This is a genomic window from Amycolatopsis sp. NPDC004378 (genome assembly GCF_053602455.1).
This window is the reverse complement of record NZ_JBSGDR010000004.1, coordinates 217542-243348: the sequence shown is the minus strand read 5'-3', so window position 1 is coordinate 243348 and position 25807 is coordinate 217542. Positions and strand designations below refer to the sequence as shown.

26 protein-coding genes are annotated in these 25807 nt (G+C 71.5%); 17 read left to right on the top strand and 9 right to left on the bottom strand.

Going from position 1 to position 25807, the window contains the following annotated elements:
* The first annotated feature begins 158 nt into the window (after positions 1-158).
* A complete protein-coding gene (locus ACWEN0_RS16080) occupies positions 159-920 on the top strand; it encodes a lysophospholipid acyltransferase family protein (RefSeq protein WP_451973726.1) in 762 nt (253 codons plus the stop codon).
* A 17-nt stretch (positions 921-937) separates the two neighbouring features.
* The gene (locus ACWEN0_RS16075; protein ID WP_451973724.1) at positions 938-1426 is read left to right on the top strand and encodes a polyadenylate-specific 3'-exoribonuclease AS; all 489 of its coding nucleotides are present in this window, start codon (positions 938-940) and stop codon (positions 1424-1426) included.
* A 17-nt stretch (positions 1427-1443) separates the two neighbouring features.
* Here the strand turns inward: ACWEN0_RS16075 and ACWEN0_RS16070 are convergent, their stop codons facing one another.
* On the bottom strand, positions 1444-2526 hold the full coding sequence (locus ACWEN0_RS16070; protein ID WP_451973722.1) for a 3-deoxy-7-phosphoheptulonate synthase: 1083 nt from the start codon (positions 2524-2526) through the stop codon (positions 1444-1446).
* A 283-nt stretch (positions 2527-2809) separates the two neighbouring features.
* Between ACWEN0_RS16070 and ACWEN0_RS16065 the strand changes: the two genes are divergently transcribed.
* Positions 2810-3835: a 6-phosphofructokinase gene (locus ACWEN0_RS16065; RefSeq protein ID WP_451973720.1), complete on the top strand. Its 1026-nt coding sequence runs from the start codon at positions 2810-2812 to the stop codon at positions 3833-3835.
* A gap of 23 nt (positions 3836-3858) precedes the next feature.
* On the opposite strand, the gene ACWEN0_RS16060 is transcribed toward ACWEN0_RS16065, so the two are convergent.
* Positions 3859-5295: an aromatic amino acid ammonia-lyase gene (locus tag ACWEN0_RS16060; protein WP_451973718.1), complete on the bottom strand. Its 1437-nt coding sequence runs from the start codon at positions 5293-5295 to the stop codon at positions 3859-3861.
* 36 nt (positions 5296-5331) lie between these two features.
* Positions 5332-5805: a group II truncated hemoglobin gene (locus tag ACWEN0_RS16055; RefSeq protein WP_451973716.1), complete on the bottom strand. Its 474-nt coding sequence runs from the start codon at positions 5803-5805 to the stop codon at positions 5332-5334.
* 67 nt (positions 5806-5872) lie between these two features.
* On the opposite strand from ACWEN0_RS16055, the gene ACWEN0_RS16050 reads away from it, so the two are divergent.
* Positions 5873-6214: a winged helix-turn-helix transcriptional regulator gene (locus ACWEN0_RS16050; protein WP_451973714.1), complete on the top strand. Its 342-nt coding sequence runs from the start codon at positions 5873-5875 to the stop codon at positions 6212-6214.
* A 137-nt stretch (positions 6215-6351) separates the two neighbouring features.
* Positions 6352-7347 (top strand): hypothetical protein, encoded by a 996-nt coding sequence (locus ACWEN0_RS16045; RefSeq protein ID WP_451973712.1) that lies wholly within the window; start codon positions 6352-6354, stop codon positions 7345-7347.
* A gap of 13 nt (positions 7348-7360) precedes the next feature.
* On the opposite strand, the gene ACWEN0_RS16040 is transcribed toward ACWEN0_RS16045, so the two are convergent.
* Positions 7361-7669 carry an ArsR/SmtB family transcription factor gene (locus ACWEN0_RS16040; RefSeq protein ID WP_451974295.1) on the bottom strand — a complete coding sequence of 103 codons (309 nt, stop codon included), beginning with the start codon at positions 7667-7669 and terminating at the stop codon, positions 7361-7363.
* A 157-nt stretch (positions 7670-7826) separates the two neighbouring features.
* On the opposite strand from ACWEN0_RS16040, the gene ACWEN0_RS16035 reads away from it, so the two are divergent.
* From ACWEN0_RS16035 to ACWEN0_RS16000, 8 genes are all read left to right on the top strand, one after another.
* On the top strand, positions 7827-9050 hold the full coding sequence (locus tag ACWEN0_RS16035; protein WP_451973710.1) for a glycoside hydrolase family 18 protein: 1224 nt from the start codon (positions 7827-7829) through the stop codon (positions 9048-9050).
* 55 nt (positions 9051-9105) lie between these two features.
* Positions 9106-9771 carry a DUF2461 domain-containing protein gene (locus ACWEN0_RS16030; protein WP_451973708.1) on the top strand — a complete coding sequence of 222 codons (666 nt, stop codon included), beginning with the start codon at positions 9106-9108 and terminating at the stop codon, positions 9769-9771.
* 92 nt (positions 9772-9863) lie between these two features.
* Positions 9864-11288, top strand: a complete 1425-nt coding sequence (gene pyk / locus ACWEN0_RS16025) for a pyruvate kinase (RefSeq protein WP_451973706.1) — start codon at positions 9864-9866, stop codon at positions 11286-11288.
* Between the two features lie 36 nt (positions 11289-11324).
* Complete coding sequence (gene tesB / locus ACWEN0_RS16020) at positions 11325-12221, top strand: acyl-CoA thioesterase II (protein ID WP_451973704.1); 897 nt, start codon at positions 11325-11327, stop codon at positions 12219-12221.
* A 380-nt stretch (positions 12222-12601) separates the two neighbouring features.
* Positions 12602-13504, top strand: a complete 903-nt coding sequence (locus ACWEN0_RS16015) for a helix-turn-helix domain-containing protein (RefSeq protein ID WP_451973702.1) — start codon at positions 12602-12604, stop codon at positions 13502-13504.
* 12 nt (positions 13505-13516) lie between these two features.
* Complete coding sequence (locus ACWEN0_RS16010) at positions 13517-13717, top strand: DUF397 domain-containing protein (protein WP_451973700.1); 201 nt, start codon at positions 13517-13519, stop codon at positions 13715-13717.
* A 160-nt stretch (positions 13718-13877) separates the two neighbouring features.
* Entirely contained in the window at positions 13878-14087 is a 210-nt protein-coding gene (locus ACWEN0_RS16005) for a hypothetical protein (protein ID WP_451973698.1), read from the top strand.
* A gap of 61 nt (positions 14088-14148) precedes the next feature.
* Entirely contained in the window at positions 14149-17172 is a 3024-nt protein-coding gene (locus tag ACWEN0_RS16000; protein ID WP_451973696.1) for a helix-turn-helix transcriptional regulator, read from the top strand.
* 120 nt (positions 17173-17292) lie between these two features.
* Here the strand turns inward: ACWEN0_RS16000 and ACWEN0_RS15995 are convergent, their stop codons facing one another.
* The 3 genes from ACWEN0_RS15995 to ACWEN0_RS15985 form a co-directional block, all read right to left on the bottom strand.
* Positions 17293-18903, bottom strand: a complete 1611-nt coding sequence (locus ACWEN0_RS15995) for a succinic semialdehyde dehydrogenase (protein ID WP_451973694.1) — start codon at positions 18901-18903, stop codon at positions 17293-17295.
* Between the two features lie 102 nt (positions 18904-19005).
* Positions 19006-20007 carry a hypothetical protein gene (locus tag ACWEN0_RS15990; protein WP_451973692.1) on the bottom strand — a complete coding sequence of 334 codons (1002 nt, stop codon included), beginning with the start codon at positions 20005-20007 and terminating at the stop codon, positions 19006-19008.
* Between the two features lie 94 nt (positions 20008-20101).
* Positions 20102-20719 (bottom strand): TetR/AcrR family transcriptional regulator, encoded by a 618-nt coding sequence (locus ACWEN0_RS15985; RefSeq protein WP_451973690.1) that lies wholly within the window; start codon positions 20717-20719, stop codon positions 20102-20104.
* 97 nt (positions 20720-20816) lie between these two features.
* On the opposite strand from ACWEN0_RS15985, the gene ACWEN0_RS15980 reads away from it, so the two are divergent.
* Together ACWEN0_RS15980 and ACWEN0_RS15975 are read left to right on the top strand one after the other, a co-directional pair.
* Positions 20817-21968, top strand: coding sequence for an acyl-CoA dehydrogenase family protein (locus ACWEN0_RS15980; protein ID WP_451973688.1), 1152 nt, complete (start codon positions 20817-20819; stop codon positions 21966-21968).
* An 11-nt stretch (positions 21969-21979) separates the two neighbouring features.
* Complete coding sequence (locus tag ACWEN0_RS15975) at positions 21980-23116, top strand: CaiB/BaiF CoA transferase family protein (RefSeq protein WP_451973686.1); 1137 nt, start codon at positions 21980-21982, stop codon at positions 23114-23116.
* Here the strand turns inward: ACWEN0_RS15975 and ACWEN0_RS15970 are convergent.
* Together ACWEN0_RS15970 and ACWEN0_RS15965 are read right to left on the bottom strand one after the other, a co-directional pair.
* A complete protein-coding gene (locus ACWEN0_RS15970; RefSeq protein WP_451973684.1) occupies positions 23113-23643 on the bottom strand; it encodes a GNAT family N-acetyltransferase in 531 nt (176 codons plus the stop codon). The two genes, ACWEN0_RS15975 and ACWEN0_RS15970, sit on opposite strands and share 4 nt — an antisense overlap.
* Before the next feature lie 233 nt (positions 23644-23876).
* Positions 23877-24650, bottom strand: a complete 774-nt coding sequence (locus ACWEN0_RS15965) for a crotonase/enoyl-CoA hydratase family protein (protein WP_451973682.1) — start codon at positions 24648-24650, stop codon at positions 23877-23879.
* Positions 24651-24752: 102 nt separating this feature from the next.
* On the opposite strand from ACWEN0_RS15965, the gene ACWEN0_RS15960 reads away from it, so the two are divergent.
* The gene (locus ACWEN0_RS15960; RefSeq protein ID WP_451973680.1) at positions 24753-24920 is read left to right on the top strand and encodes a hypothetical protein; all 168 of its coding nucleotides are present in this window, start codon (positions 24753-24755) and stop codon (positions 24918-24920) included.
* Between the two features lie 360 nt (positions 24921-25280).
* A complete protein-coding gene (locus tag ACWEN0_RS15955; protein WP_451973678.1) occupies positions 25281-25763 on the top strand; it encodes a helix-turn-helix transcriptional regulator in 483 nt (160 codons plus the stop codon).
* Positions 25764-25807 lie beyond the last annotated feature (44 nt).

Here is a 25807-nt window from a genome sequence, read left to right as displayed (position 1 = left end):
GGGCGTTGTGGGGCTCCGGCCGGGCCCGGAATTCCCTGTGAGATCGATCGCTGCCGTCGGGTAACCGGGTGGTCTCCGTTGTGCGGCGGCCGCCGGGGTTCGTAGGCTGTCCCGCGCGGGTGACAGGGGCTGAGCTGCGATGGAGGACTGAGGCACCGGTGCTGTACTGGCTCATGAAGTGGGTATTCATCGGACCGCTGCTCAAGACGCTGTGGCCGACCAAGGTCGTCGGCGCGGAGAACATCCCCGAGAGCGGCGGCGCGATCCTGGCGGGCAACCACCTGGCGGTCGCGGACTCCTTCTTCATGCCTCTGCGGGTCAAGCGCAAGGTGACCTTCCCGGCCAAGTCCGAGTACTTCACCGAGCCGGGCTTCAAGGGCCTGCTCAAGAAGTGGTTCTTCACCGGCGTCGGCCAGTTCCCGATCGACCGCTCCGGCGGCAACGCCGCCCAGGCCGCGCTCGACACGGCGACCCGCCTGGTCAAGGCCGGTCACCTGCTCGGCATCTACCCCGAGGGCACCCGCTCGCCGGACGGCCGGCTGTACAAGGGCAAGACCGGCGTCGCCCGGATCGCCCTGGAGTCCGGCGGCGTCGTCGTCCCGGTGGCGATGATCGGCACCGACAAGGTCAACCCGATCGGCTCCAAGATGTGGTGGCCGCGCCGCCTCGAGGTCCGCTTCGGCAAGCCGCTGGACTTCTCGCGCTACGAGGGCCTGGCCGGCGACCGGTTCATCGAGCGGTCGATCACCGACGAGATCATGTACGCGCTGATGGAGCTTTCGGGTCAGGAGTACGTCGACATCTACGCGGCGAAGGCCAAGGAACTGCTGGCCGCGGAGGCCGCCGGGGTCAAGCCGAAGGTGCCGGCCCAGCCGTCCGCCTCCGACGCGGCCCGGGTGCCTGAGTCCAAGGTCGGCTGACCGACTACGGTTCACCGGTGCGTTTTTTCTACGACACCGAATTCATCGAAGACGGCGTGACCATCGACCTGGTGTCCATCGGTGTCGTTGACGAGCGGGGCCGCGAGTTCTACGCGGTCTCGACGGAGTTCGACCCGGCGCGCGCGGGCGCGTGGGTGCGCGACAACGTCCTGGACAAGCTGCCGTCCCCGGCGGACCCGGCGTGGCGCAGCCGCGAAAAGATCCGCGCCGACCTGCTGGAGTTCTTCGGCAAGCCCCCGGGCGGCATCGAGCTGTGGGCCTGGTTCGCGGCGTACGACCACGTCGCGCTGGCCCAGCTGTGGGGCCCGATGCCGGCCCTGCCGCGCCAGCTGCCGCGCTTCACGCGCGACCTGCGCCAGCGGTGGGAGGACGCCGGGAAGCCGAAGCTCCCGGCCGCCCCCACCGACCAGCACGACGCCCTGGCGGACGCGAAGCACAACCTGGCCCGCTGGGAAGTCATCGAGGAGCACTTCCACGGGCGCTGACGCCGCGGCGCACGGCGTCAGCGGCGCGCCCGCACCGCCGCGGCCAGCTCGTCCAGCAGCGGCGCCGTGTCGTCCCAAGCCAGGCACGCGTCGGTGATCGACTGCCCGTACGTCAGCTTCTCCGGGTGGCCCAGCGACAGGTCCTGCCGCCCGCCGGCCAGGAAGCTCTCCATCATGAGGCCCGAAATCCCGCGCTCACCGGCCGCGATCCGCGCCGCCAGCTCGCGCACCACGGAAGCCTGCCGGACGTGGTCCTTGCCGCTGTTGCCGTGCGAGGCGTCGATGATCACGCGTTCCGGCAGGCCCGACTTCGCCAGCCGCGCGAGGGTGTCCGCCACCGTGGCCGCGTCGTAGTTCGGGCCGCCGTTGTGGCCGCGCAGGATCACGTGGCAGTCCGGGTTGCCCGCCGTCGTCAGCAGGGCCGCCAGGCCGTCGGTGCTGATGCCCGGGAACACGTGGCTCGCCGCGGCCGCGCGGGTCGCGTCGACCGCCACCTGGACGTCGCCCTCGGTCGAGTTCTTGATGCCCACCGGCATCGACAGCGCGCTGCACATCTGGCGGTGCACCTGGCTGGCGGCGGTCCGGGCGCCGATCGAGCCCCACGTGACGATGTCCGAGATGAACTGCGGCGTGATCGGGTCGAGGAACTCGCAGCCGACCGGCAGGCCCAGCGCGGAGACGTCGAGCAGCAGCTTGCGCGCCATCCGCAGGCCCTTGTTGACGGCGAAGGTGCCGTCGAGGTCAGGGTCGTTGATCAGGCCCTTCCAGCCCAGCGTGGTGCGCGGCTTTTCGAAGTACACGCGCATCACGACGTGCAGTTCGCTGTGCAGTTCCTCGGCCTTCGCGGCCAGCCGGCGGGCGTAGTCGAGGCCGGCTTCCGGGTCGTGCACCGAGCACGGGCCGACCACGACGAGCAGCCGGTCGTCGCGGCCCTCGAGGATGTCGATCGTGTCGGCGCGGCCCTGGTGCACGACCTTGGCGACCGCGGCGTCGACCGGATGGTCTTCGCGCAGCAGCGCGGGCGAAATGAGCGGGCTGATCGACGTGGTGCGCGCGGCGTCGAGGTCGCCCATGACGGCGGGGCCTGCTGAGGGGGTCATCGCGGGAGTGGTCCTTCCTGGTGGACACCGACCCGCGGAAAGTTCGCCGAGCCGGTTTCGAAATCCGGCTCGGGGGTGGAAGTCAGCGCAGGTTCACGCCGCCGAGCCCACCCGGGGCCGGCTTCGTAAACCAGAAATAGCGCCGCACGCAGTCAACGTAGCACACAGCGGAGCCGGACCGATTCGGCAGGTGGTACGGGCTGCACCGATCCAGACGATTGCCGCTACGCTGGCGCTTGACGAAATGTGACTGTCATCTCCAGAGAACAGACGGAGGCTTCTCATGCGTGTCGGTGTGCTGACCGGCGGCGGCGACTGCCCGGGGCTCAACGCGGTGATCCGCGCGGTGGTGCGTAAGGGCATCGAGGTGCACGGCTGGGACTTCGTGGGCTTCCGCAACGGCTGGAACGGCCCGCTGACCGGCGACAGCCGCCCGCTCGGCCTCAACGACGTCGAGGACATCCTGACCCGCGGCGGCACGATCCTGCGGTCCTCGCGCACCAACCCGTACAAGGTCGACGGCGGCGTCGAGAAGATCAAGCAGGTGCTCGCCGACCAGGGCGTCGACGCGCTGATCGCGATCGGCGGCGAAGACACCCTCGGCGTCGCGAAGCGGCTGACCGACGACGGCGTCGGCGTCGTGGGCGTGCCCAAGACGATCGACAACGACCTGGGCGCCACCGACTACACCTTCGGCTTCGACACCGCGGTCTCCATCGCGACCGAGGCGATCGACCGGCTGCACACCACGGCCGAGTCGCACCACCGCGCGCTGGTCGTCGAGGTCATGGGCCGCCACGCCGGCTGGATCGCGCTGCACTCCGGCCTGGCCGGCGGCGCGAGCGTGATCCTGGTGCCGGAGCGGCACTTCAACGTCGACCAGGTCGTCTCCTGGGTCGAGCGCCGCTTCGAGAAGGAGTTCGCGCCGATCATCGTCGTCGCCGAGGGCGCGCTGCCCGAGGGCGGCGAGGAGAAGCTGCTCACCGGCGAGAAGGACGCCTTCGGGCACGTCCGCCTCGGCGGCATCGGCACCTGGCTGGCCGACGAGATCGCCCACCGCACCGGCAAGGAGTCCCGCGCGGTCGTGCTGGGCCACGTCCAGCGCGGCGGCACCCCGACGGCGTACGACCGCGTGCTGGCGACGCGCTTCGGCCTCAACGCGGTCGACGCGGTGGCCGACGGCGACTTCGGCGTGATGGTCGCCCTCAAGGGCACGGACATCGTCCGCGTGAAGCTGTCCGAGGCGACGGCCGAGCTGAAGACGGTCCCGGCCGAGCGCTACCAGGAAGCCGAAGTCTTCTTCGGCTGAGTCCTCGCCCGCCGCGGTCGGCGTCAGATCCGGGCCAGTGAGTCCAGGACGCCGACCGCGGCGGCGATGTCGTCGGTGAGGGGCCGGTCGTCGACGCTCTCGTCGAGCACCGCGGCCGCCGCGTCGTAGGCGTCCCGCACCGGCAGGTCGACCAGGTCGGCGTCGCGCATCCGCAGCGCGCGGACCGCCGCGACCAGTTCGCACGCCAGCACCTGCTGGTAGGCCGCGCAGGCGGCCGTCGCGGCGCGGGCGGCCTGCGTCGAGAAGCTCGCGTGGTCCTCGATCCCGCGTGAGACGACGGCCGTGCCGAGCGTCGCCGGCAGCGCCGCCTGCCGCAGTTCCGTGAGCGCGTCGTGCGCCACGTACTCCAGGATCATCACGCCGGAGCTGCCCGCCGGGCCCGCCGCGAGGAACGGCCGCAGCCCGGTGAACTCCGGCTCCACCAGGTCGCCCAGCCGCGCCACCGACAGCTCCGCCACCTGGTGGACGGTCGCCCGCGCCTGGTCCAGCGCCGTCGAGACGTACGCCGTGTGGAAGTGCGCGTGGTGGTAGGCGTCGCCGTGCACCGTCGAGATCATCGGGTTCTCGGTGCTCGCGTTGATCTCGACGGCCAGGACGTCCCGCAGGTAGTGGATGGCGTCCAGTGCCGGGCCCTGGACCTGCGGGAACGCCCGCAGGCCGAACGGGTCCTGGATCCGCCGTCCCGGCTTCGGCGTCTGGTGCATGCCCAGCAGCCGCCGCATCTCCGCGGCGCAGGCGACCTGCCCCGCGTGCGGACGAGCTTCGTGCACCGGCGTCGCGTACGCCTCGGGGTTGCCGTCGAGCGCGACGTAGGTCAGCGCGGCGACGGCGTGGCTGGCGCGCGTGAGCGTGTCGAGCCGCATCGCGGCGAGGGTCGCCTCGGCGAGGGTGGCGGCGTTGCTGCTCATGAACGCCAGCGCGTCACCCGCGAGCACCGGCACCGGCGGCACGGTCCCGGTGACCCACGGCCGTTCGCCGGTGAGGGCCAGCGCGGTCTCCGCGAGCGGCGCGAGGTCGCCGGTGCCGATCGCGCCGAGCCGGTGGACCAGCGGCAGCGCGCCGGAGCGGACGGCCTCGGCCAGCGCGCCGATCAGCTCGGGACTGATCCCCGACCGCCCGGCCAGCAGCTGGTTCAGGCGGATCAGCATCATCGCGCGCACCTGCGCGGCGGGCATCTCGTCGCCGCTGCCGCCCGCGTGGCTGCGCAGCAGCCGCAGCCCGTGTTCCTGTGAGCTCTCGACGGTGTCGTCCTTGTTGGCGCCGACGCCGGTGGTGCGGCCGTAGACGAGCCGCCGCGTGCTCAGCTCGTCGGCGAGCTTCCAGGCGTGCTCGGCCGCGCGCAGGGCGGCGATCGAGACGTCGATGCCCAGCGGACCCCCGGTGCGCGCCGCGGTCACCACGTCCGCGCAGCGCAGGGTCCGGCCGTCGACCCGGATCACGGGCGGCCTCCTTTCCGGCTGCCCTTCACTATGCGGCTAGGACGCCGGTGGCTGCCAGGGCGGCATCGGCCAGTCCCAGTGCGGCACCGGTTCGTGCGGGTCCGGCTCGGCGCCGGGCGCGGAGAAGAGCACGGCCAGGCGGCTGCCCCACTCGAGGTAGCCGGCGAGCGCGGCCCGGAACTCGGGGTCGCCGGGCAGGCCCGCTTCGTCGGCGGCGTCGAGCAGCAGCGACACCCAGCGGCGGCGCTGCTGCTCGGTGATCCCGCGGCCGAGGTGCCTGCCGACCATGTGCGCGTGGCCGCCGTGGCTCGCGGAGTAGCCGGCCGGCCCGCCGAAGACCTCGCCGAGCCACACCGCGACGTGCTTCGGGTGGTCCGGGTCCATGCCGCGGAAGACGTCCTCGAGCAGCGGGTCCTCGAGGACGTGGCCGTAGAAGATCGTCAGCAGCTTGACGAGGGCCTCGTGGCCGCCGGCCCAATCAGAGAGGCTCGGGGTTTCTGGCACGATCACGGGACCAGGCAACCAGTGGTGCCCCGGCCGGGCAACCACGTACTTTCCGGTGCGTAGGGAGGGCGGGATGAAGCGCTACCACTGCGCGGTGGAGCTGGCGGTCGACCTGATCGGCGGCAAGTGGAAGCCGGTGATCCTGGCGCACCTCAAGGAAGGCGCGCACCGCTACGGCGAACTCCGGCGGCGGATGCCGGGGGTGAGCGAGAAGATGCTGACCCAGCAGTTGCGCGAGCTGGCGGCGGACGGGATAGTCCGCCGCGTCGAGCTCGACGGCCGGGTCCCGCGCGTCGAGTACCACCTGACGGAGGTGGGGGAGGAGCTCCGCCCGGCGTTGACGGCGCTGTACGAGTGGGGCGAGCGCCGCGCGGCCGAGGCGGGCATCGCCTTCGAGCCGGCCGAGCGCGGATGACTGTTCGCCCGATTGCGGGGCCCAGTCGTGAATTCCGGTTACCGGTCCGTCCATCCGGTGAACGCCGCTTCCTGCCGTAACGGAGACGATCCGGCTCGCGAGTCTGTGAGGTAATCGAGCAGGCAGGGTGAAGTCAAGTGGGCAGCGAACACCGAAATCCGCGTTCTCCTCGTCGACCGCACGTCATCTTGCTGGTTGGTTGGCTGATCGTCGCGCTGGCGATCGGCCTCCTGCCGCTCGCGCTCCATTCGGCCGGTTCCGGGCCGGCCGTCAGTGGAGCACCGCAGGTCGGAGCGCCGGCAACCGAGTCGCCGACAGGGGAAACGCCGCCGCCCGCGACCGTGTACGCCCCTCAACCGACCGCACCCGGTTCGAGTCCGCCCGCTGATCCACAGCCGCTGCAAGAGTTCGTCGAAGAATGCCGCCTCAGCGCCGAGCATTGGCGGATCGCGCAGATCGACTATCCGCAGAAGCTCGACCTGGAGAAAAGTGTTCCCGGGGTTTACCTCGCCGCCGTCGACGTCAGGGATCATCCGTTGCCGCCGGAGCAGGTGATTCCCGGTCTCGATCTCATGGGGTCGTCCCTGGATGTCAAATGCGTGCTCAGCGCGCGGCTGGTCGGGGACGATTCGATGTCGGTCGATCCCCCGGCTTGGACTTCACGCTCCTTCAACCCGGCCGGCCTGCTGAACTGGAGCTGGTCCGTCACCGGAAACACGGCCGGCTCGCGCCGGCTGCGCCTGGAGCTCCAACCGGCTGTCGTCGGTGCCGAGAGTGCCTCGGGTGCCACCGCTGGAGACGGTGCCGCGCAAACTTTGACCTACCTGTCGGTCGTCGAAGTCAGCGAGCCGAGCCTGTCCGCCACGGCGGCTGAACCCGCCTCGCCGGGGCCGGCCGCGTCGGCAGGTTCCGGTGCTGCCGCTTCCGGGTGGGACGTGGGGGAAACCGGGAAGAAGATCATCTGGCTCGCCGGTGGTCTGGGTGTCGTGGTGCTCGCGGTCCTGGGCTGGCTGGCCAAGGTCGGGCGTGGTGTGCGCGGTGTCCGGAAAGCGTGGCGGAAGCCTGCACGAAAAACGGGCGGGAAAGCGGAAACCGGGCGCAAGGGGGCCACGGGCAAGAGCGCGAAGCGGTAGCGAACCGGCCCTGTCAGCGGGGGTCGGTTTCGTCCAGGCGGCGCTCCAAGGCGTCCAGGCGGTCCGACCAGAACTGCCGGTAGGGCGCCAGCCAGGCGTCGACCTCCGCCAAGGGGGCGGGGCGCAGTGCGTAGCACCGCCGCTGGGCCGCCACCCGGACCGTCACGAGCCCGGCCTCCCGCAGCACCCGCAGGTGCTTGGACACCGCGGGCTGGCTGAGCGAAAGCTCGTCGACCAGCTCGCCCACCGAACGCTCGCCGTCGCGCAGCAGGTCCAGGATCGTGCGGCGGCGCGGCTCGGCCAGCACCTCGAAGGTCTGCATCACCCCTGAAATGTGCTCCGCGCGGCATATTCCTGTCAAGGCATGCGCACTGCCACTTGGTCTGAACCATTGACCTAGTGGTCTAGTCCACTTACGGTGGTGTGGTCCCCACCACTCCGGCACCGTGGCCGTGAGTAATTCTCCGGAGGGAGAAGGCATGTCCCGTTTCCGCAGGAAGAGCTTCTCGGCGCTGCTCACCGCGGCGGTCGCCGCCGGGCTCGTGGCGGGCGGGTTCACCGCCGTCGCCGCGACCGGTGCTCCCGCGAGAACCGAAGCCTCCGTCGGCAAGGTCGTCGGCTACTTCACCGAATGGGGGGTCTACGACCGGAACTACCACGTCAAGAACATCGAGACGTCGGGTTCCGCGGACAAGCTGACGCACATCAACTACGCCTTCGGCAACGTGACGAACGGCGGCTGCGCGATCGGCGACGCCTACGCCGACTACCAGAAGACCTACGACGCCGCCGGCAGCGTCGACGGCGTCGCCGACACCTGGGACCAGCCGCTCGCCGGCAGCTTCAACCAGCTCAAGAAGCTCAAGGCCAAGCACCCCGGCCTGAAGGTCCTCTGGTCCTTCGGCGGCTGGACCTGGTCGGGCGGCTTCGGGCAGGCCGCGCAGAACCCCGCCGCCTTCGCCGACTCCTGCTACAACCTCGTCAACGACCCGCGCTGGGCCGGCGTCTTCGACGGCATCGACATCGACTGGGAGTACCCCAACGCGTGCGGGCTCTCCTGCGACACCAGCGGCGCCGCGGCCTACAAGAACGTGATGTCCGCGCTGCGCGCCAAGTTCGGCTCCCAGCTGGTCACCGCGGCGATCACCGCCGACGGCACCGACGGCGGCAAGATCGACGCGGCCGACTACGGCGGCGCCGCGCAGGACGTCGACTGGTACAACGTGATGACCTACGACTACTTCGGCGCCTGGGCCGCGCAGGGCCCGACCGCCCCGCACTCGCCGCTGAGCAGCTACGACGGCATCCCGACCGCGGGCTTCTATTCCGACGCCGCGATCCAGAAGCTCAAGAGCAAGGGCGTCCCGGCGAGCAAGCTGCTGCTGGGCATCGGCTTCTACGGCCGCGGCTGGACCGGTGTCACACAGGACGCCCCGGGCGGCACCGCGACCGGCCCCGCACCCGGCAAGTACGAGCAGGGCATCGAGGACTACAAGGTGCTCAAGAGCTCGTGCCCCTCGACCGGCACGGTCGCCGGGACCGCCTACGCCAAGTGCGGCGGCAACTGGTGGAGCTACGACACCCCGTCGACCATCGCCGGCAAGCTCGGCTACGCCAAGCAGCAGGGCCTCGGCGGCGCGATGTTCTGGGAGCTTTCGGGCGACACCACGGACGGCGAGCTGATCACGGCCGTCGCGAAGTGACGCCCTCGGGGGCGCCGGCGAAACTTGTCGGTGCCCCCGATTATCGTTCTGCACCGTGACGTTCAGCGGATTCGGCGAGTACGCCGTCGACTTCTACGACGGCCTCGTGCAGGACAACTCGAAGCCCTACTGGGACGACCACGTCGAGACGTACAAGACCGACGTCCGCGCCCCGATGGAGGCGCTGCTCGCCGAGCTCGCGCCCGAGTTCTCCGACGGCTTCGGCGAACCCAAGGTGTTCCGCCCCTACCGCGACGTCCGGTTCGCGAAGGACAAGACGCCGTACAAGACCCACTGCGGCGCGGTGATCGAGCAGGGCCGCGGCGGCGGCGCGTACTACGTCGAGGTCGGCCCGGAAGGCCTGCGCGTCGGCGGCGGCTGCTTCCACCTGCAGTCCGACCAGATCGCCCGGTTCCGCACGGCCGTCGACACGGAGTTGCACGGCCAAGCGCTGGAGAAGATCCTCGCCAAGCTCCGGAAGGCCGGCTGGGAGGTCCGCGGCGACCGCCTGAAGTCCAAGCCCCGCGGCTTCGACGCCGACCACCCCCGCCTCGACCTGCTGCGGTACCGCTCGGTGTACGCGGTCCGCGTCTGGGAACCGGACGACGTCCTGCACGAACGGGGTGCCCTCGATCGGGTGAAGAAGGCGTGGCGGCAGGTGCGCGAGTTCAACGAGTGGGCCCGCGACCGCGTCGGGCCCAGTGAACTGCCCCGGCGCTGACCAGCTGGACAGGACAGGTTTCTGAACAGTTTTTCTGAACTTTTCGGGATCGGTACAGACGAACGCGCGGCGAGGGACTACGCTGTGCGAACGTGAGCCGACGAGCGAAGATCGTTTGTACCCTGGGCCCCGCGACGGCGACGCCGGAGAAGATGCGGGCCCTCGTCGACGCGGGCATGGACGTGGCCAGGATGAACTTCAGCCACGGCAGCCACAGCGACCACAAGGAGGTCTACGACCTCATCCGGGCCGCGGCCGCCGAGAGCGGCCGGGCGGTCGGCATCCTCGCCGACCTCCAGGGCCCGAAGATCCGCCTCGGCACCTTCGCCGGCGGACCGGTCGAGTGGCACAACGGCGACATCGTCCGGATCACGGTCGAAGACGTCGCCGGCACCCACGACCGCGTCTCCACCACCTACAAGGGCCTGGCGAAGGACGCCAAGCCCGGTGACCGCCTGCTGGTCGACGACGGCAAGGTCGGCCTGGTGGTCAAGGGCGTCGAAGGTCCGGACGTGGTCTGCGAGGTGACCGAAGGCGGCCCCGTCAGCAACAACAAGGGCGTCTCGCTGCCCGGCATGGACGTCTCGGTGCCCGCGCTGTCCGAGAAGGACATCGAGGACCTCGAGTTCGCGCTCGAGCTGGGCGTCGACTTCATCGCCCTGTCCTTCGTGCGCTCGCCCGCCGACATCGACCTGGTCCACCAGGTGATGGACCGGGTCGGCAAGGGCCGGCTGCCGGTCGTGGCCAAGATCGAGAAGCCCGAGGCCGTCTACAACCTCGAGGCCATCGTGCTGGCCTTCGACGCGGTGATGGTCGCCCGCGGCGACCTGGGCGTCGAGCTGCCGCTGGAGCAGGTCCCGCTGGTGCAGAAGCGCGCCATCCAGATCTGCCGCGAGAACGCGAAGCCGGTCATCGTCGCGACGCAGATGCTCGAGTCGATGATCAACAACTCCCGGCCGACCCGCGCCGAGGCCTCCGACGTCGCGAACGCGGTCCTCGACGGCACCGACGCGGTGATGCTGTCCGGCGAGACCAGCGTCGGGCGCTACCCGATCGAGACCGTGCAGACCATGGGCCGGATCGTCGAGGCGGTCGAGACCGACTCGCCGGTGGTCCCGCCGCTGACGCACGTCCCGCGCACCAAGCGCGGCGTGATCTCCTACGCCGCCCGCGACATCGGCGAGCGGCTGAACGCCAAGGCCCTGGTCGCCTTCACGCAGTCCGGCGACACCGTGCGCCGCCTGGCCCGGCTGCACACGCGGCTGCCGCTGCTGGCGTTCACGCCGGAGGACTGCGTGCGCAGCCAGCTGTCGATGACCTGGGGCACCAACACCCACATCGTGCCGCGGGTGGACTCGACCGACCAGATGATCCAGCAGGTCGACCACGCGATGCTCGAAATGGGCAAGTACCAGAAGGGCGACCTGGTCGTCATCGTCGCCGGTTCCCCGCCGGGCACCGTCGGCTCGACCAACCTGATCCACGTGCACCGCCTCGGTGAAGACGACCACGCATAAGGGACGTCCCACCCCCGCAGCACATAGGGTCTGGCCATGACTGAAATGGCCAGGACGGCCGCCACCGAACTGGAGATCCCGGGTGGCGGCCAGCCGGTGCTGGACCGCCTGATCGCGCTGCTGGACCTGGAGAAGATCGAAGAGAACATCTTCCGCGGCGTCTCGCCCGCCCACTCGCCGGTGCGGGTGTTCGGCGGGCAGGTCGCCGGCCAGGCCCTGGTCGCGGCCGGGCGCACGGTCCCCGACGAACGCCGGGTCCACTCGCTGCACGCGTACTTCATCCGCGGCGGCGACCCGAGCGTGCCGATCATCTACGAGGTCGACCGGATCCGGGACGGCCGCTCGTTCACCACCCGCCGGGTCATCGCGATCCAGCACGGCAAGGCGATCTTCTCGCTGTCGGCGTCGTTTCAGAAGGACGAGCCGGGCATCGAGCACGCCGAAGAGATGCCCGAGGGCGTCCCGGCGCCCGAAACGCTGCCGACGCTGATGGAGCGCGCCGAGGGCTACGCGATCGGCGCGCACAGCCGGCCGCGCCCGATCGACGTGCGCTACGTCAACGAGCCGCCGTGGATCACCCGCGAGACGGGGGAGCGCCCCGCGCGCAACCAGGTCTGGATGCGCGCCGACGGCAAGCTGCCCGACCAGCAGCTGCTGCACGTCTGCGTGCTGACCTACGCCTCGGACATGACGCTGCTGGACTCGGTGCTCGCGCGCCACGGCGTCTACTGGGACACCGACAAGGTGCTCGGCGCGAGCCTCGACCACGCGCTCTGGTTCCACCGGCCCTTCCGCGCCGACGAGTGGTTCCTCTACGACAGCGCCTCGCCGACCGCGTCCGGCGCCCGCGGCCTCGCCACGGGCCGGTTCTTCGCCCAGGACGGCACGCTCATCGCGACGGTCGTCCAAGAAGGACTCCTGCGCGTCCTCTGAAGACTGCCGGGAAATCACCCTTACGGGCGACTAATAGCCAGAATATTCACCGCCGGAATGGGGCACCAAGGCCGGGGAAGGGGGCCGGGACCGATCGGGGGACGGCCCCGGACCCCTTCGTCAAATGATCGTGCGGCACGCCGTACGATCATCGTCTACCCTGCTCAGAGGCCGGTCGTGGCCACGGCGGGTGGACCACCCGGCGTGTTGCCCCCTCCGGTCGCAGTGCAGGGTGCGAGGATACAAGAGCATTCTGCAAATTGCAGTTCCGGCACCGGGAATCGACCCGGTGTTAATGCTCCACCAGGTCCGCGCACGGCTGGTTAGATACAGGAAGCAAGCGAACGGCGAAGACGCCGTCGACACCCGGAGGTGCCGCGATGGCAAGGGGACAGAGCCCCACGGTTCGCCGCCGGAGGCTCGCGGGCGAGCTGCGCCGCCTGCGCGAAGCCGCGGACCTCACGATCGACGAGGTGGGCGAGAAGCTCGAGTGCTCCGCCTCCAAGGTCAGCCGCATCGAAACCGGCCACGTCGGGGTCACCCCGCGCGACGCCCGGGACATGCTCGCCCTCTACGGCATCACCGGTGACGAGCAGGAAGCCCTGGTCCAGCTGGCCAGAGAAGCCCGCAAGCGCGGCTGGTGGCACGCCTACAACGAGGTCTTCACCGGCACGTTCGTCGGGCTCGAGGCCGACGCCAGCTCGCTGCGCGCGTTCCAGGCCCTGCTCGTGCCGGGCCTGCTGCAGACCGAGCGGTACGCCCGCGCCGTGATCCGGGCGCTGCGGCCGGACGCCGAAGACGCCGAGATCCGCCGCCGCGTCGCCGCCCGGATGGCGCGCCAGGAGCTCCTGTCCGACACCCCGCCGCCGGAGTACTGGGCCGTGATGGACGAGGCTGTGCTGCGCCGGGTGGTCGACAGTCCCGAAGTGATGGCCGAGCAGCTCTACCGCATGCTCGCCGTCGCCGAGAAGCCGAACGTGACCATCCAGGTCGTCCCGTTCGGGGCCGGTGCGCACCCGGGCATGGAAGGTCCCTTCCTGATCATGGGCTTCCCCGAGCAGGCCGACCCGGACGTCGTCTACGTCGACGACAGCACGTCCAGCGGCCTGTACCTGGAGGAACCCACAGACGTGCGGCGCTACGGGCTGATGTTCGACCATCTGCGCGCGGCCGCACTGAAACCGGACGACTCGGTGGAGCTGATCGCCGAGGCGGCCGGACGGTTCGCCGAACAGGCCGCCGTTCCGGCTCCGGTGCACCATCTGGAACCGAGGACACAGTAAGGAGTGGGGACCATGGAAGATCTGTCCGGGGCGCGGTGGCGCAAGAGCAGCCACAGCGGCGGCGGCAACGACTGCGTCGAGGTCGCGTTCGTCGACGGCGGTGCCGCGGTGCGCGACTCGAAAGACCCCGAAGGTGGTGCGTTCCGCCTGCCCGCGTCGGGCTGGCGGGGGCTGCTGGCCGCGGTGCGGCCCGGCGGCCCGGCACACGACTGAGGCACCCTGGAAAAGACCCCTTACCCCCGTCGAGCTGGGCTCGGCCGGGAGTAAGGGGTCTTTTCACGGCCAGGCCTGCGTGATCACCCGATGCCTGAGGAACCCCCTCAGGACGAACCTGAGTGCTACCAACCGGAGAACTCGGGAACAGGGGAACACGATGCACAGCGATCTGATGCTCGACGCGGTCCGCGCCGAAGCGGCGTACCGGGCCGAGGAACTGCGGAAGGCCGGGCGCAGCGCCTGGGCCGGCCGCGCCCGCCGCGCGATCCGCCACCTGCGGGCCGCGCGCGCCGACGTCGAGGTCCCGGCGCAGGAGCGCCGCGAGACCGCGCGGGAGACCGCGGGCGCCGGCAAGACCGCCCGGTGAGGGCCGGGTCATGGTGTCGATGGCGATAAGCGGTCGGAAACTGTCGGTGGGGTAGGCAACAATGCTCATCGTGCCCCGACTCGGCTCCGGAATCCCGCTCGTCGCCCGTACCCACGAGATGCGGCGGCTCCGCGCCGCCTTCGCCCGGGCAGAACGGGGCGAGGCCGGCGCGGTGCTGCTCTCGGGGGACGCCGGGGTCGGCAAGACCCGGCTGCTGACCGCGCTGGGCGAGCACGTCGGCGCGTGTGGTGGGCTGGTGCTCACCGGCCGCTGCATCGACGTCCGCGAAGGCGGTCTTCCTTATCTTCCGTTCGCCGAAGCGCTCGCCCCGCTGGGCAGCTCGGCGGACCCGGCGGTGGCCGCCGCGGTGCGGCTCCGGCCCGCGCTCGGGCGGCTGCTGCCGCAGGGCCAGGGGCTCGAGGAGCCCCGCCCGGCCGAACACCCGCCGATGACCTCGAACGACCGGGAGACGATGGTCCGTCCCCGGCCCGAGCAGGATCTCGGTCAGCTGCAGCTGTTCGACGCGGTACTGGGGGTGCTGACCGAGGTCGCGGAGTCGCGCCCGGTGGTGATCCTGCTCGAGGATCTCCACTGGGCCGACGCGTCGACCCGCAACCTGCTGTCCTTCCTGCTCAGCCGGCTGCGGGCGCAGCGGCTGCTCGTCGTGGGCAGCTACCGCGAGGAGGACGTGCACCGGCGCCACCCGCTGCGCGGGCTCCTGTCCGAGCTGGTCCGGCTGGCCACCGTCGAGCGCGTCGACCTGCACCCCTTCGGAGCCGCCGACGCCCGCAAGTTCGTCGAAGCCCTGGCCGACGAGCCGCTGCCGGCCGACGTCGTGTCCGACATCGTCAGCCGCTCCGAGGGCAACCCGTTCTTCGCCGAGGAACTGCTCGCCACCAAGACCGAGTGCAACGACCTGCCCGCCGGGCTGGCCGAAGTGCTGCTGTCCCGGCTCGAGCGGCTGTCCCCGGACACCCGGCGGGTCGCGCGCGCCATCTCGGTGGCCAACGAGCCGGTGATGCACGCCGCGCTCGCCGAGGTCTCCGGGCTGGGGGAACTGGAGCTCGACGAGGCACTGCGCGAAGCCGTCCAGCACCACGTGCTCGTCGTGCTTTCGGACGGCTCGTACACGTTCCGGCACGCGTTGCTGCAGGAAGCGGTGTACGGCGACCTGCTGCCGGGCGAGCGGTCGCGCACGCACGCGGCGTACGCCGCCCGCATCCAGGCTCGGCCGCAGGGCCGCGGCCACGACGCGAAGCTGGCCTACCACTCGATGCAGAGCAGCGACCTCGTCACGGCGCTGCCGGCGTTGCTGCGCGCGATGGACGAGGCCGAGAAGCTCGGCGCGCCCGGGTCGGCGCTGCGGCACGTCGAGCAGGCACTGTCCATCTGGGACGCCGTCCCGCCGGCCGAGCGCCCGGACGGCTTCGACGAGCTGCGCCTGCTGCACGAGGCGTCGTACTTCGCGGGCACGTCCGGCGAGCCCGAGCGCGCCGCCGCGTTCGCCCGGTCGGCCACGCAGTCGCTGACACCGGAGGTGCCGAGCGACCGCGCGGCGAAGACGTGGCGCCGGCTGGCGGAAGCGTTGCTGGCCCTGGAAGGCACCCTCGACGAGGCGACCGCGGCCATCGACCGCGCCTGGGACCTGGTGAAGGACACCGAGCCGAGCAACACGCGCGCGTGGGTGCTGGCCAGCCGGGCCGGGTTCCTGCGGCTGCTCGACCTGCCGGAGGCGGCGCTGGAGAGCGCCCGCTCGGCGGTCGCCGACGCGCAGGTCGTCGGCGCGGCGAACGCGGAGGCGTCGGCGCTGGTCACCCTGGGCACGCTGGCCGACTCGGCGGGCAACGCCGAGGAGGCGCGGGAATGGCTGCGCAAGGCCAAGCGGAAAGCGCGGGAGGCCGGGGGACCGAACACCGAGATCCGCGCGACCTACTTCCTGGCGCTGAGCTACGACGACCAGGCCGAGTTCGCCGAGGCGCTGGAGCACGTCGCGAGCGGCGTCGCCCGGGCCGAGGAAGCCGGGCTGAGCTGGAGCTCGTTCGGGATCGAGCTGCGCGCGCGGCAGCTGATGCTGCGCTACCTCATGGGCGACTGGCCGGACGAGAGCGCCGGGCGTGCCGGGCGCGGGGTGTCCAGCGCGGTCGCCGCGCGGATCCAGGCGATCTGGTCGCTGTTCGTCGTCGCGCGCGGCCGGTTCGACGAGGCCGCGAAGCTGATCGCCGGGCTGCGGCAGCACTGGACGGCGGACATGCAGATCCCGCTGTCGGCCGGGCACGCGGGGATCGAGCTGGCCCACTGGCGCGGCGAGCACGCCGAGGCCGTGCGGCGCGCCGAAGACCTCATCGGCTGGCTGGAGCGGATCGAACCCGGCCTGCTGGCGGGCATCCGGGTGGCCGCGCTCGGCGTGTCGGCCGCGGCCGCGCTGGCCGCCGACGCCCGGGTCCGCGGTGACCAGGCCGCCGTCGACGCGGCCGTGGCGGCCGGCGAGCGGATGCTGTCGCACGGCCGGATGTGCTCGGTCGTCGGGCAGCCGCGCTCGGGCGAGCTGGGGCCCGAGGGCCGGGCCTGGCTGGCCCGGCTGGAGGCCGCGGCGTCCTGCCTGTCCGGCCGGGGCGACGCGGCGAAGTGGGCGGCCGCGGCCGAGGCGTTCGGCTACGGCGCCGTGTACGAGCAGGCGATCTGCCGCTGGCACGAGGCCGAAGCCCTGCTGGGCGCGGACGCCGACGCCGGCGCCGCCCTGGAGGCGGCGCACGCGGTGGCGGTCCGGCTCGGCGCGGTCCCCCTGCGCGACGCCGTCCGGGACCTGGCGCACCGCGCCCGGATCGAGCTGGCCGGCGCCGAGCCACTGGCTCCGGTCCGCGCGGTCGCCGACCCGCTGACCGACCGCGAGCGCGACGTCCTCGAGCGCGTGGCCCTGGGCCGCACGAACCGCCAGGTCGGCGAAGAGCTGTACATCAGCGAAAAAACGGTGAGCGTCCACCTGTCCCGCGTGATGGCGAAACTCGGCGCGAGCCGCCGCGCGGAAGCAGTGGCCATCGCCTACGACCGCGGCCTGCTGACCACCCCGACCGCCGAACACGCGTGATCAGAAGGTCGACACGCGTGACGCGGGAGTCGACACGCGTGATTGAAGGGTCGACACGGCCGGCCCGTCGGCATCCGCCGTATCGACCCTCAAATCACGCGTGCCGACCCTTCAGTCACGTCAGCGAGGGAGGCGACGGAGGGCCTTGAGGCCCAGCGTCATGCCTCGGGACCACAACGAGCCCGGGACACGGCGAGGCGGACGCAAAGCCAGCCCGCGCTGCAAAGCGATCGACTGGGACTCCGTGTACTTCAGCAGGCCTTCGGCGCCGTTGCGGCGGCCGACGCCGGAGTCCTTCATGCCGCCCATCGGGACGCCGACGCTGCCGAACGTCGCCGCGTAGCCCTCGTTGACGTTGACCGTCCCGGCCTTCAGCCGCGCCGCGACCTCCCAGCCCGCGCGACCGTTGCGCGACCAGACGCTGGCGTTGAGCCCGAACGGCGTGTCGTTGGCGCGGTCGATCGCCTCGGTGACGTCGGTGTAACCGTAGATCGAGACGACCGGCCCGAACGTCTCCTCCGCGAACGGCGCCATGTCCGGGGTGACGTCCGAAAGCACCGTCGGCTCGTAGAACAGCGGGCCGAGGTCGGGCCGGGCCCGGCCGCCGGTGAGCACCGACGCGCCCTTCGCCCGCGCGTCCTCGACGTGCGCGGACACCGCGGCGAGCTGCTCTTCGGACGTCAGCGACCCCATCTGCGCGTCGTAGTCCAGCGCGCCGCCGAGCTTCAATGCGGCAGTTCGGGCGACGAACGCGCGGGTGAACTCCTCGCGGATGTCCTCGTGGACGTAGATCCGCTCGACCGACACGCACAGCTGGCCCGCGGAGGAGAAGCACGCGGTCACCGCGCCCGTCGCGGCCTTCGCGACGTCGGCGTCGGGGAGCACGATCATCGGGTTCTTGCCGCCGAGCTCCAGCGAGTACGACGTCAGCCGCTTCGCCACCTGCCCGGCCAGCTCCTTGCCGGTCGGCGTCGAACCCGTGAAGCACAGGTAGTCCGACTCCTCGACCAGCGCGGTGCCGATCTTCGAGCCGCGGCCGAGCACGATCTGCCAGGTCCCGGCGGGCAGCCCGGCTTCCTCGGCGAGCTCGTGCAGCCACAGTGCCGAAAGCGCGGTCTGGTTGTCCGGCTTCTGCACCACGGCGTTCCCGGCCGCCAGCGCGGGCAGGACGTCCATCGCGGTCAGGGCCAGCGGGTAGTTCCACGGCGAGATGATCCCGACGACGCCCTTGGGGTGCCGGACCTCGCCGGCGCGGGTCAGGCCCGGGATGACGCCCGCGGTGCGGCGCGGGGCGAGGAGCTTCGCGGCGTGCTTGCCGTAATAGGCCGCGACCAGCGCGGTCGCGCTGACCTCGTCGAACGCGTCGAGCCGGGCCTTGCCGGCCTCGACCTGGACCAGGTCGAGCACCTCGTCCTGCCGGGCGAGCACGAGGTCGTGCAGGCGGGTGAGGACGCGGGCGCGTTCGGCGGGGGAGTGGTCGGCCCAGGCGCGCTGGGCGGTGCGGGCGTCGGCGAAGACCGCGCGGACGTCGGCGTCGGTGGCCTGGGGCAGGGTCGCGATCGGCTGCCCGGTGAAGGGCGCGTGCATCCGGATCGGCGCCGAGTCGGCGCCGCCGGCCACGCGGGCGACGAGCTGGGCCGCCCGCGCCGAGCCCGGGGCTCCGGCGACGCCTCCGACGGTCGCCGGCAGGGGCGTGGCTTCGACCGCGTTCGCGGGGGTCGTGCTGGTCATGACGTCTCCGTTCCGCGGAGTCCGCGCGACGGCGCGCAGAGGTTACCGACGAGTACACCATACCGTCGGTACGTCAGATGTCCAGCCGGATGTGAATCGGTTTCACGTATTGGGTGGGTTCAACGGCGGGAGCTGGTAGTTCGGCTCCGTCGGCGACGGCGGATCCTGCCGGCTGGGCGGCGGATGGGCCTGGGTCGCGCCGCCGTACGGGTCATCGAGCCGCGAGGACAGCCCACCGGGCTGCGACGGCTCGGGCACCTCACCGGACTGCGCCGGGAAGGGCTGCGACGACGGCCCGCCCGACTGCGCCGGGAACGGCTGTGACGGCGGCCCCGCCGGATACGGCTGCGCGGGGAACGGTTGGGACGTCGGGTAAGCCGGTGCGCCCGGCCGGGGCGGTCCGCCCGGATGGGGCTGCGGTGGCCCCGCGAACTGCGGCGGCGGCACCGGGTAGGGCCGCGACTGCTGCTGGTAGGGCCCCGGTGGCGGCCCGGCCGGTGCCGCCGCGGGCGCCCGCCGTCCGGCCAGCGCCGCGAAGACCAGCGTCAGCACCGCGAGCACGCCGCCGCCGAGCAGCACCCAGAAGCCCGTGCCGGTCGCGTAGACCGACTTGATCGACCCTTCGTCGGACTGGTAGCTCAAGGTCGCCGAGACGTCCATGCCGAGCATCCACACCGCCGCGGCCGCACCGGCGCCGCCGGCCACCAGGGCCGTCCGGGCGACCGAGCGCACGCCGGGGCCCGCCGAACGCCGCGCGCCCGCGAACGCCAGCCCGGACCCGGCGAGCAGCACGGCCGCGGCGGCCGACAGCGGGATCCCGTAGCGCGCGACGTGCGTGCTCTCGTAGAACTGCTTCGCCTCGGCGCTGGGTTCGACGTCGAACGAGCGCGTCCAGGCGCTGATCGTCTGCTTGCTTTCGGTCTTGCCGCTCACGACCTGCTCGAACGACGTCTCGGGCAGGAACGATCCGGTGACCACCAGCGCCGCCGCGACGAGGCCGAGGATGCCGGCCAGCAACCGGAAGAGCGCGCCGGGATCGGCGGCGGGCGGGCGCGGCTGCGCCGGGGGAGGACCGTACGGGTACTGGTACGGGCTGGCGGTCATCGAGACTCCCCTCTTCCGGGGGGATTGGACCACGAAACCGCCTGGGGGATAAGGGGCAGCGCGGCTCTGGTGCGCGGGACGCGCGCTGTGCTACTCAGGTCGGCCCAGCGGCGGCGTCCTGATAGAGCAGGACGGCGATCCGCTTCCACTCCTCGAGAAGCTGCCGCCGCCGGTTCGGGTCGCCGCCGAGCTCGGCGTCCAGCGCGAGCCCGCGGGTCAGGTTCACGGTGAGCCAGAACAGCATTTCCGCGCGTTCGGGCGGCAGGTCGCCGGCGACCTGGGTGACGTGCTCGAGCGTGGCGCGGCCCAGCGCGCGGTCGACGGGGCGGATGGCCGCGCGCAGTTCGGGGTCGGTGCGGGCGGCGACCCACAGCTCGGTGACGGCGGTGGAAAGCGTGCCGGAGTAGCCGGTCCACAGCAGGTCGATGGCCGCGGCAACGCCCGAGCCGCCGCCGGGCAGCTCGTCGAGCGACTTCGCGAGCTCGCGGCGCAGCTTCGTCGTCAGGTGCTCGACGGCGGCCGCCATCAGCTCGGCCTTCGTGGTGAAGTGGTGCTGCACCGCGCCCTTCGACACGCCCGCCCGCGCGCAGATCTCCTGCACCGACGTGCGCGCGTAGCCGACGTCCACCAGGCAGTCGATGGTGGCGTCGAGCAGCGCGGTGCGGGTTTGTTCGCGCCGCTGCGCCTGGGTCCGGTGCGCCGTCTCGGTCACCACGGCCTCCCTGCTTTACCTACAGGCCGGTACGGATGTACATTCCGGAGAGAACTTACATGCTGATCGTCATGTTTTCCAGCAGGAGGGTTGTCCCGTGCCGCTGCAACTGCCGAAGAGCTCGTGGAGCACGACCGAGCTCGAAGACCTTCGCGAGCTGTCGCGGTCCTTCATGCAGAAGGAGCTCGTGCCGCACCAGGAGCGCTGGGCGGCCGAGAAGAAGGTCGACCGCGAGCTGTGGAACAAGGCCGGCGAGGTCGGGCTGCTCTGCCTGTCCATCCCGGAGGAGTACGGCGGGGGCGGCGGCACCTTCGCGCACGAGGCCGTCCTCTACGAGGAGCAGGCCCGCTCCGGCGACAGCGCGTGGGGCGTGACCGTCCACAACGGAATCGTCGCGCACTACCTCAGCGCGTACGCCTCCGAAGAGAAGAAGCGCGAGTGGCTGCCCAAGATGGCCTCCGGCGAAATGGTCGGCGCGATCGCGATGACCGAGCCGGGCACCGGTTCGGACCTGCAGGGCATCAAGACGCGGGCGGTCCGCGACGGCGACCACTACGTCATCAACGGCGCGAAGACGTTCATCACCAACGGTTTCCACGCCGACCTCGTCGTCGTCGCGGTGAAGACCGACCCGGACGCGGGCGCCCAGGGCGTCTCGTTGGTCGTGGTCGAGACGGACACACCGGGCTTCCGCCGCGGCCGCGTGCTCGACAAGGTCGGCCTCAAGGGCCAGGACACCGCCGAGCTGTTCTTCGACGACGTCCGCGTGCCCGCCGCCAACCTGCTCGGCGACGCCGAAGGCCAGGGCTTCTTCCAGTTGATGCTGCAGCTGCCCCAGGAACGGCTGATCATCGCCGTCACCGCGGTGGCCGGGCTCGAGGCGGCCGTCGACCTCACACTCGAGTACACGAAGGAGCGCACGGCGTTCGGCCGGCCGCTCTTCGGCTTCCAGAACACCAAGTTCACCCTCGCCGAGGCCGCCACCGAAGCCGCGGTGTCGCGCGCGTTCCTCGACCAGTGCATCGAACGCCACCTCAAGGGCGAGCTCGACGTCCAGGGCGCGGCCATGGCGAAACTGTGGACCACCGAGCGCGTCAACAAGGTCATCGACGACTGCGTGCAGCTCTTCGGCGGCTACGGCTACATGACCGAGTACCCGATCGCGCGCGCCTGGGCCGACGTCCGGATCTCCCGGATCTTCGGCGGCACCAGCGAGATCATGAAGGAAATCATCGCCCGCTCGCTCTGAAGGGACCGAACATGAAGGCAGGTCCGCTCAGCGGCCTGAAGGTGGTGGAGCTCGCCGGTCTCGCGCCGGGGCCGTTCGCCACGATGATCCTCGGGGACCTCGGCGCCGACGTCGTCCGCGTCGACCGCGCGACGCCGGGGGAGGACGTGCTCGGCATCCCGACGGACCCGCTCGCCCGCGGCCGCCGGTCGGTCGGCATCAACACCAAGACACCCGAAGGCGTCGAGCTGGTGTTGAAGCTGTGCGACACCGCCGACGTCCTCATCGAGCCGTTCCGCCCCGGCGTCGCCGAGCGGATCGGGCTCGGCCCCGACGTCGTGCACGCCCGCAACCCGCGGCTGGTCTACGGCCGGATGACCGGCTGGGGCCAGGACGGCCCGCTCGCGACGGCGGCCGGGCACGACATCAACTACATCGGCATCGCCGGCGCGCTCGAGCCGATCGGGCGCGCGGGCGAGCGGCCGGTGCCGCCGCTCAACCTCGTCGGCGACTTCGGCGGCGGCGGGCTGCTGCTCGCGATGGGCATCCTGGCCGCGCTGTACGAACGGAACGCGTCGGGACGCGGCCAGGTCGTCGACGCGTCGATGGTCGACGGCGCGGCGCTGCTCACCACGAGCCTGCACGGCATGGCCGCCGCCGGGCTCTGGGGCGGGGAGCGCGGCGACAACATGCTCGACGGCGGCGCGCCCTTCTACGACACCTACGAAACCGCGGACGGCAAGTACGTCGCCGTCGGCGCGATCGAGATGCGGTTCTGGGGCGACCTGGTCAAGGTCCTGGAGCTGGACCCGGAGTCGCTGCCGCTGCACGTGGACAAGACGCAGTGGCCCCGCCTTCGCGAAATCCTCGCGGCGGCGATCGGCAAACACACGCGGGACGACCTCGTCGCGCGCGCGTCGGGGACGGACGCGTGCCTGACGCCCGTGCTGGCGCCGGGCGAAGCCGCGTCACACCCGCACAACGCGGCGCGCGGGACGTTCGTCGAGATCGGCGGCATGGTCCAGCCGGCCCCGGCGCCGCGGTTCGACCGCACCCCGCCGGCGACGCCGGAAGCCCCGCGCGTCAAGGGATCCGACACCGAAGCCGTGCTCGCCGAACTGGGCGTCACGGACCTGGGCGCCCTGCGTGCGGCGGGGGCGATCGTCTAGTTCTCCGCCAGGTCGGAGCGCACGACCGAGTAGAGGACGTGGTCGCGCCACTCGCCGTCTCGGAAGTCGAAGCCGCGAAGGACGCCTTCGCGGGTGAAGCCGGCTTTCTCGAGCGAGCGCTGTTCGGCGCGGTTGCCGACTTCGGTCGTCGCTTCGACCCGGTTGAGCTGGGTGTGGGCGAAGAGGTACTCGACGAGCAGGCGCTGGGCCTCGGTGCCGTGGCCGTGACCGCGTGCCTCGGGGGCCAGCACGAGGCCCATGTTCCAGCAGAAGGACGCCGGCCCGGTACGGCTGCGGTGCCACGACACGAGACCGAGGACGCGGCCGTCGAGGGTCGGCACGAGCATGCCGGTCTCGGTGGTGAGCATGCCGGTTTCGTGCCACCGGCGGCGCAGGTAGCCGGGATCGTGCCAGCCGAACCACTGGTGCTCCCCGGCGGCGACGGGATCGTTGGTCAGCTGTTCCAGGAGGTCGAGATCGGTCTCGGCCACCGGCCGGAGCACGACTCTGGGAACATCGTCGTCCATCCGCCGACCTTATCGGCCGCTTGCCCGAAACCCGCCCGCCGCCACCCGATCCACTCACTAGAGGCATCACCGGTGACTGAGCGGGCATGACGCGTGATTGGGCGGGCATCAAGCGTGATTCGGCGGGCATCAAGCGTGATTGAGCGGGCATCAGCGCGATGCCTCTCCCATCACGAGTGATGCCCCGCTGATCACGAGTGATGCCTTCTTGATCACGCGCGATGCCTCTTTGATCACGTGAAGGTGCCGTGGCGGCCTTCGCCGCCGGCGAAGCGGGCCGCGCCGTCGGCAGCTTCGGCCGCCAGGACTCCGGTTTCCATCGCCGCGGCGAACTCCGCCGTCAGCGCGTCCGGTTCGGAGCGGCCCCACTGGCCGAGCGCCGAGAGCCGGTCGCCGCGCATGCAGACCTGCGGGAACGCCGCGATCTGCCGCGCCAGCTCCTGCGCCGCCGAGACGGCTTCGCCGGCCGGGACGAGCCGGTTCGCCAAGCCGATGTCGAAAGCTTCCGCGGCTTCGACCGGCCGTCCGGTCAGGATCAGGTCCATCGCCCGCGACTGGCCGATCAGCCGCGGCAGCCGCACCGTCCCGCCGTCGATCAGCGGCACGCCCCAGCGGCGGCAGAACACGCCGAACACCGCCGTGGCGTCCGCGACGCGCAGGTCGCACCACAGCGCCAGCTCCAGCCCGCCCGCGACGGCGTGCCCGTGGACCGCCGCGATCACCGGCTTGCCGAGCCGCATCCGGGTCGGGCCCATCGGGCCGTCCCCGTCCGGGTGAGTCCGGTTCATCCGGTCTGTGCCGATGGCCTTGAGGTCGGCGCCCGCGCAGAAGGCGCCACCCGATCCGGTGAGCACCGCGACCGCGGCTTCGGGATCGGCGTCGAACGCGCGGAACGCGTCGGCCAGCTCAGCCGCGGTCGGCCCGTCGACGGCGTTGCGGGCGTCCGGCCGGTCGATGGTGACCGTCGTCACGACGCCGTCCCGCTGGACCAGCACGTTCCGGTTCATGGTGCTCCTCGGGGGTTGGTCGGGGTGTCTTCCGGGCACTGGTTCCCTAGAGTATTGGCGTGGCCACTCCCAGGACGGGACGGCGGACCGGGGAGGAAGCGCATGTCGAGCGGGATGAAGAAAGTGCTCATCGTGGGCGTGGTCGCGCTCGTGCTGTTCTTCCTGATCACCCAGCCCCACCAGTCCGCCGACTTCGTGCACCGCGTCCTGGGCTGGCTCAAGGACGGCGCCGAAGCGATCGTCACGTTCTTCCGGTCGCTCTTCTCCTGACCCGAAAGCCCCGCTCACCGGCACCGTATCGGGTGGTGCCGGTGGTAACCCTGCGTGTTAGCGGACGGTAAATCACCGAGCGTCACGAATCTCGGAATTCGGACCGAACACTCGACCATCCGGGTGGATTGCCGCCGAAAACGCGCAGGTCGGCGAATTCGTGGCAGCCGGGGTCTGGCGAAGGGGACCACCCCGGCCCTACGGTGCTCACATTGCGTGATCGGGTGGTTCGCCATCCCCCTCGGAGAGCCCCGGTACGCAGGCAGTTTCCACTCAGCAAGGTGCAGGTGGGTGCGTGCGGCACCACCGCGTGGGACAGGCGTCAGGGCCTGTCCGTCGGGGACCTACAAGGAGGCAGGGATGACCGGAGATCCCGGAGTGGACGCGCTGATCCGGCAGTGGGCCGCCGAGCGCGAGCAGACCCCCGAAGAGCAGGAGGTCGACCGGATCGCGTCCGCGTGGCTGGCCGACGCGCCCGCCCAGACGCCGGGCATCCCGGGCCAGCGCGCCCGGTCCGGACAGTCCCGGTTCGTCCCCGTCGAGTCGGCCGACCCCGGCTACCTCGCCGCGATGCGCAGCCGCCTGCCGGAAGTGCCCGAAGAGCTGCTCACGGCCGCCGCGGGCTGGTGGCAGATGGTCGGCGGCGTCGCCGAAGCCGAAGAGTGGTGGGACGCCGGCATCAGCCCGCTCGACCAGCGGGCCCTCGACTACCGGGCGGCCGGGCTCGCGCCGTCCGACCTGAGCCGCCGGCTCGGCCCGATGACCGTCCTGCAGCACCTGCGCCGCGGCAGCGCGCCGGCCTGGTGCGTGGCGCGGCTCGCCCGGCAGCAGAAGTCCGCCTGACGAGACGTGCTCCACACGGCCGGGTGAACCGGCGTGGTGAGACG

Coding starts and splice junctions, on each gene's coding strand:
- ACWEN0_RS15965 (WP_451973682.1), bottom strand. CDS start 24,650: ATGAACCGGAACGTGCTGGTCCAGCGGGACGGCGTCGTGACGACGGTC.
- ACWEN0_RS16050 (WP_451973714.1), top strand. CDS start 5,873: ATGAAGCGCTACCACTGCGCGGTGGAGCTGGCGGTCGACCTGATCGGC.
- ACWEN0_RS15955 (WP_451973678.1), top strand. CDS start 25,281: ATGACCGGAGATCCCGGAGTGGACGCGCTGATCCGGCAGTGGGCCGCC.
- ACWEN0_RS16070 (WP_451973722.1), bottom strand. CDS start 2,526: ATGACCCCCTCAGCAGGCCCCGCCGTCATGGGCGACCTCGACGCCGCG.
- ACWEN0_RS15970 (WP_451973684.1), bottom strand. CDS start 23,643: ATGGACGACGATGTTCCCAGAGTCGTGCTCCGGCCGGTGGCCGAGACC.
- ACWEN0_RS16040 (WP_451974295.1), bottom strand. CDS start 7,669: ATGCAGACCTTCGAGGTGCTGGCCGAGCCGCGCCGCCGCACGATCCTG.
- ACWEN0_RS15990 (WP_451973692.1), bottom strand. CDS start 20,007: ATGACCGCCAGCCCGTACCAGTACCCGTACGGTCCTCCCCCGGCGCAG.
- ACWEN0_RS16065 (WP_451973720.1), top strand. CDS start 2,810: ATGCGTGTCGGTGTGCTGACCGGCGGCGGCGACTGCCCGGGGCTCAAC.
- ACWEN0_RS16035 (WP_451973710.1), top strand. CDS start 7,827: ATGTCCCGTTTCCGCAGGAAGAGCTTCTCGGCGCTGCTCACCGCGGCG.
- ACWEN0_RS16010 (WP_451973700.1), top strand. CDS start 13,517: ATGGAAGATCTGTCCGGGGCGCGGTGGCGCAAGAGCAGCCACAGCGGC.
- ACWEN0_RS15960 (WP_451973680.1), top strand. CDS start 24,753: ATGTCGAGCGGGATGAAGAAAGTGCTCATCGTGGGCGTGGTCGCGCTC.
- ACWEN0_RS16000 (WP_451973696.1), top strand. CDS start 14,149: ATGCTCATCGTGCCCCGACTCGGCTCCGGAATCCCGCTCGTCGCCCGT.
- ACWEN0_RS15995 (WP_451973694.1), bottom strand. CDS start 18,903: ATGACCAGCACGACCCCCGCGAACGCGGTCGAAGCCACGCCCCTGCCG.
- ACWEN0_RS16005 (WP_451973698.1), top strand. CDS start 13,878: ATGCACAGCGATCTGATGCTCGACGCGGTCCGCGCCGAAGCGGCGTAC.
- tesB (WP_451973704.1), top strand. CDS start 11,325: ATGACTGAAATGGCCAGGACGGCCGCCACCGAACTGGAGATCCCGGGT.
- ACWEN0_RS15975 (WP_451973686.1), top strand. CDS start 21,980: ATGAAGGCAGGTCCGCTCAGCGGCCTGAAGGTGGTGGAGCTCGCCGGT.
- ACWEN0_RS16015 (WP_451973702.1), top strand. CDS start 12,602: ATGGCAAGGGGACAGAGCCCCACGGTTCGCCGCCGGAGGCTCGCGGGC.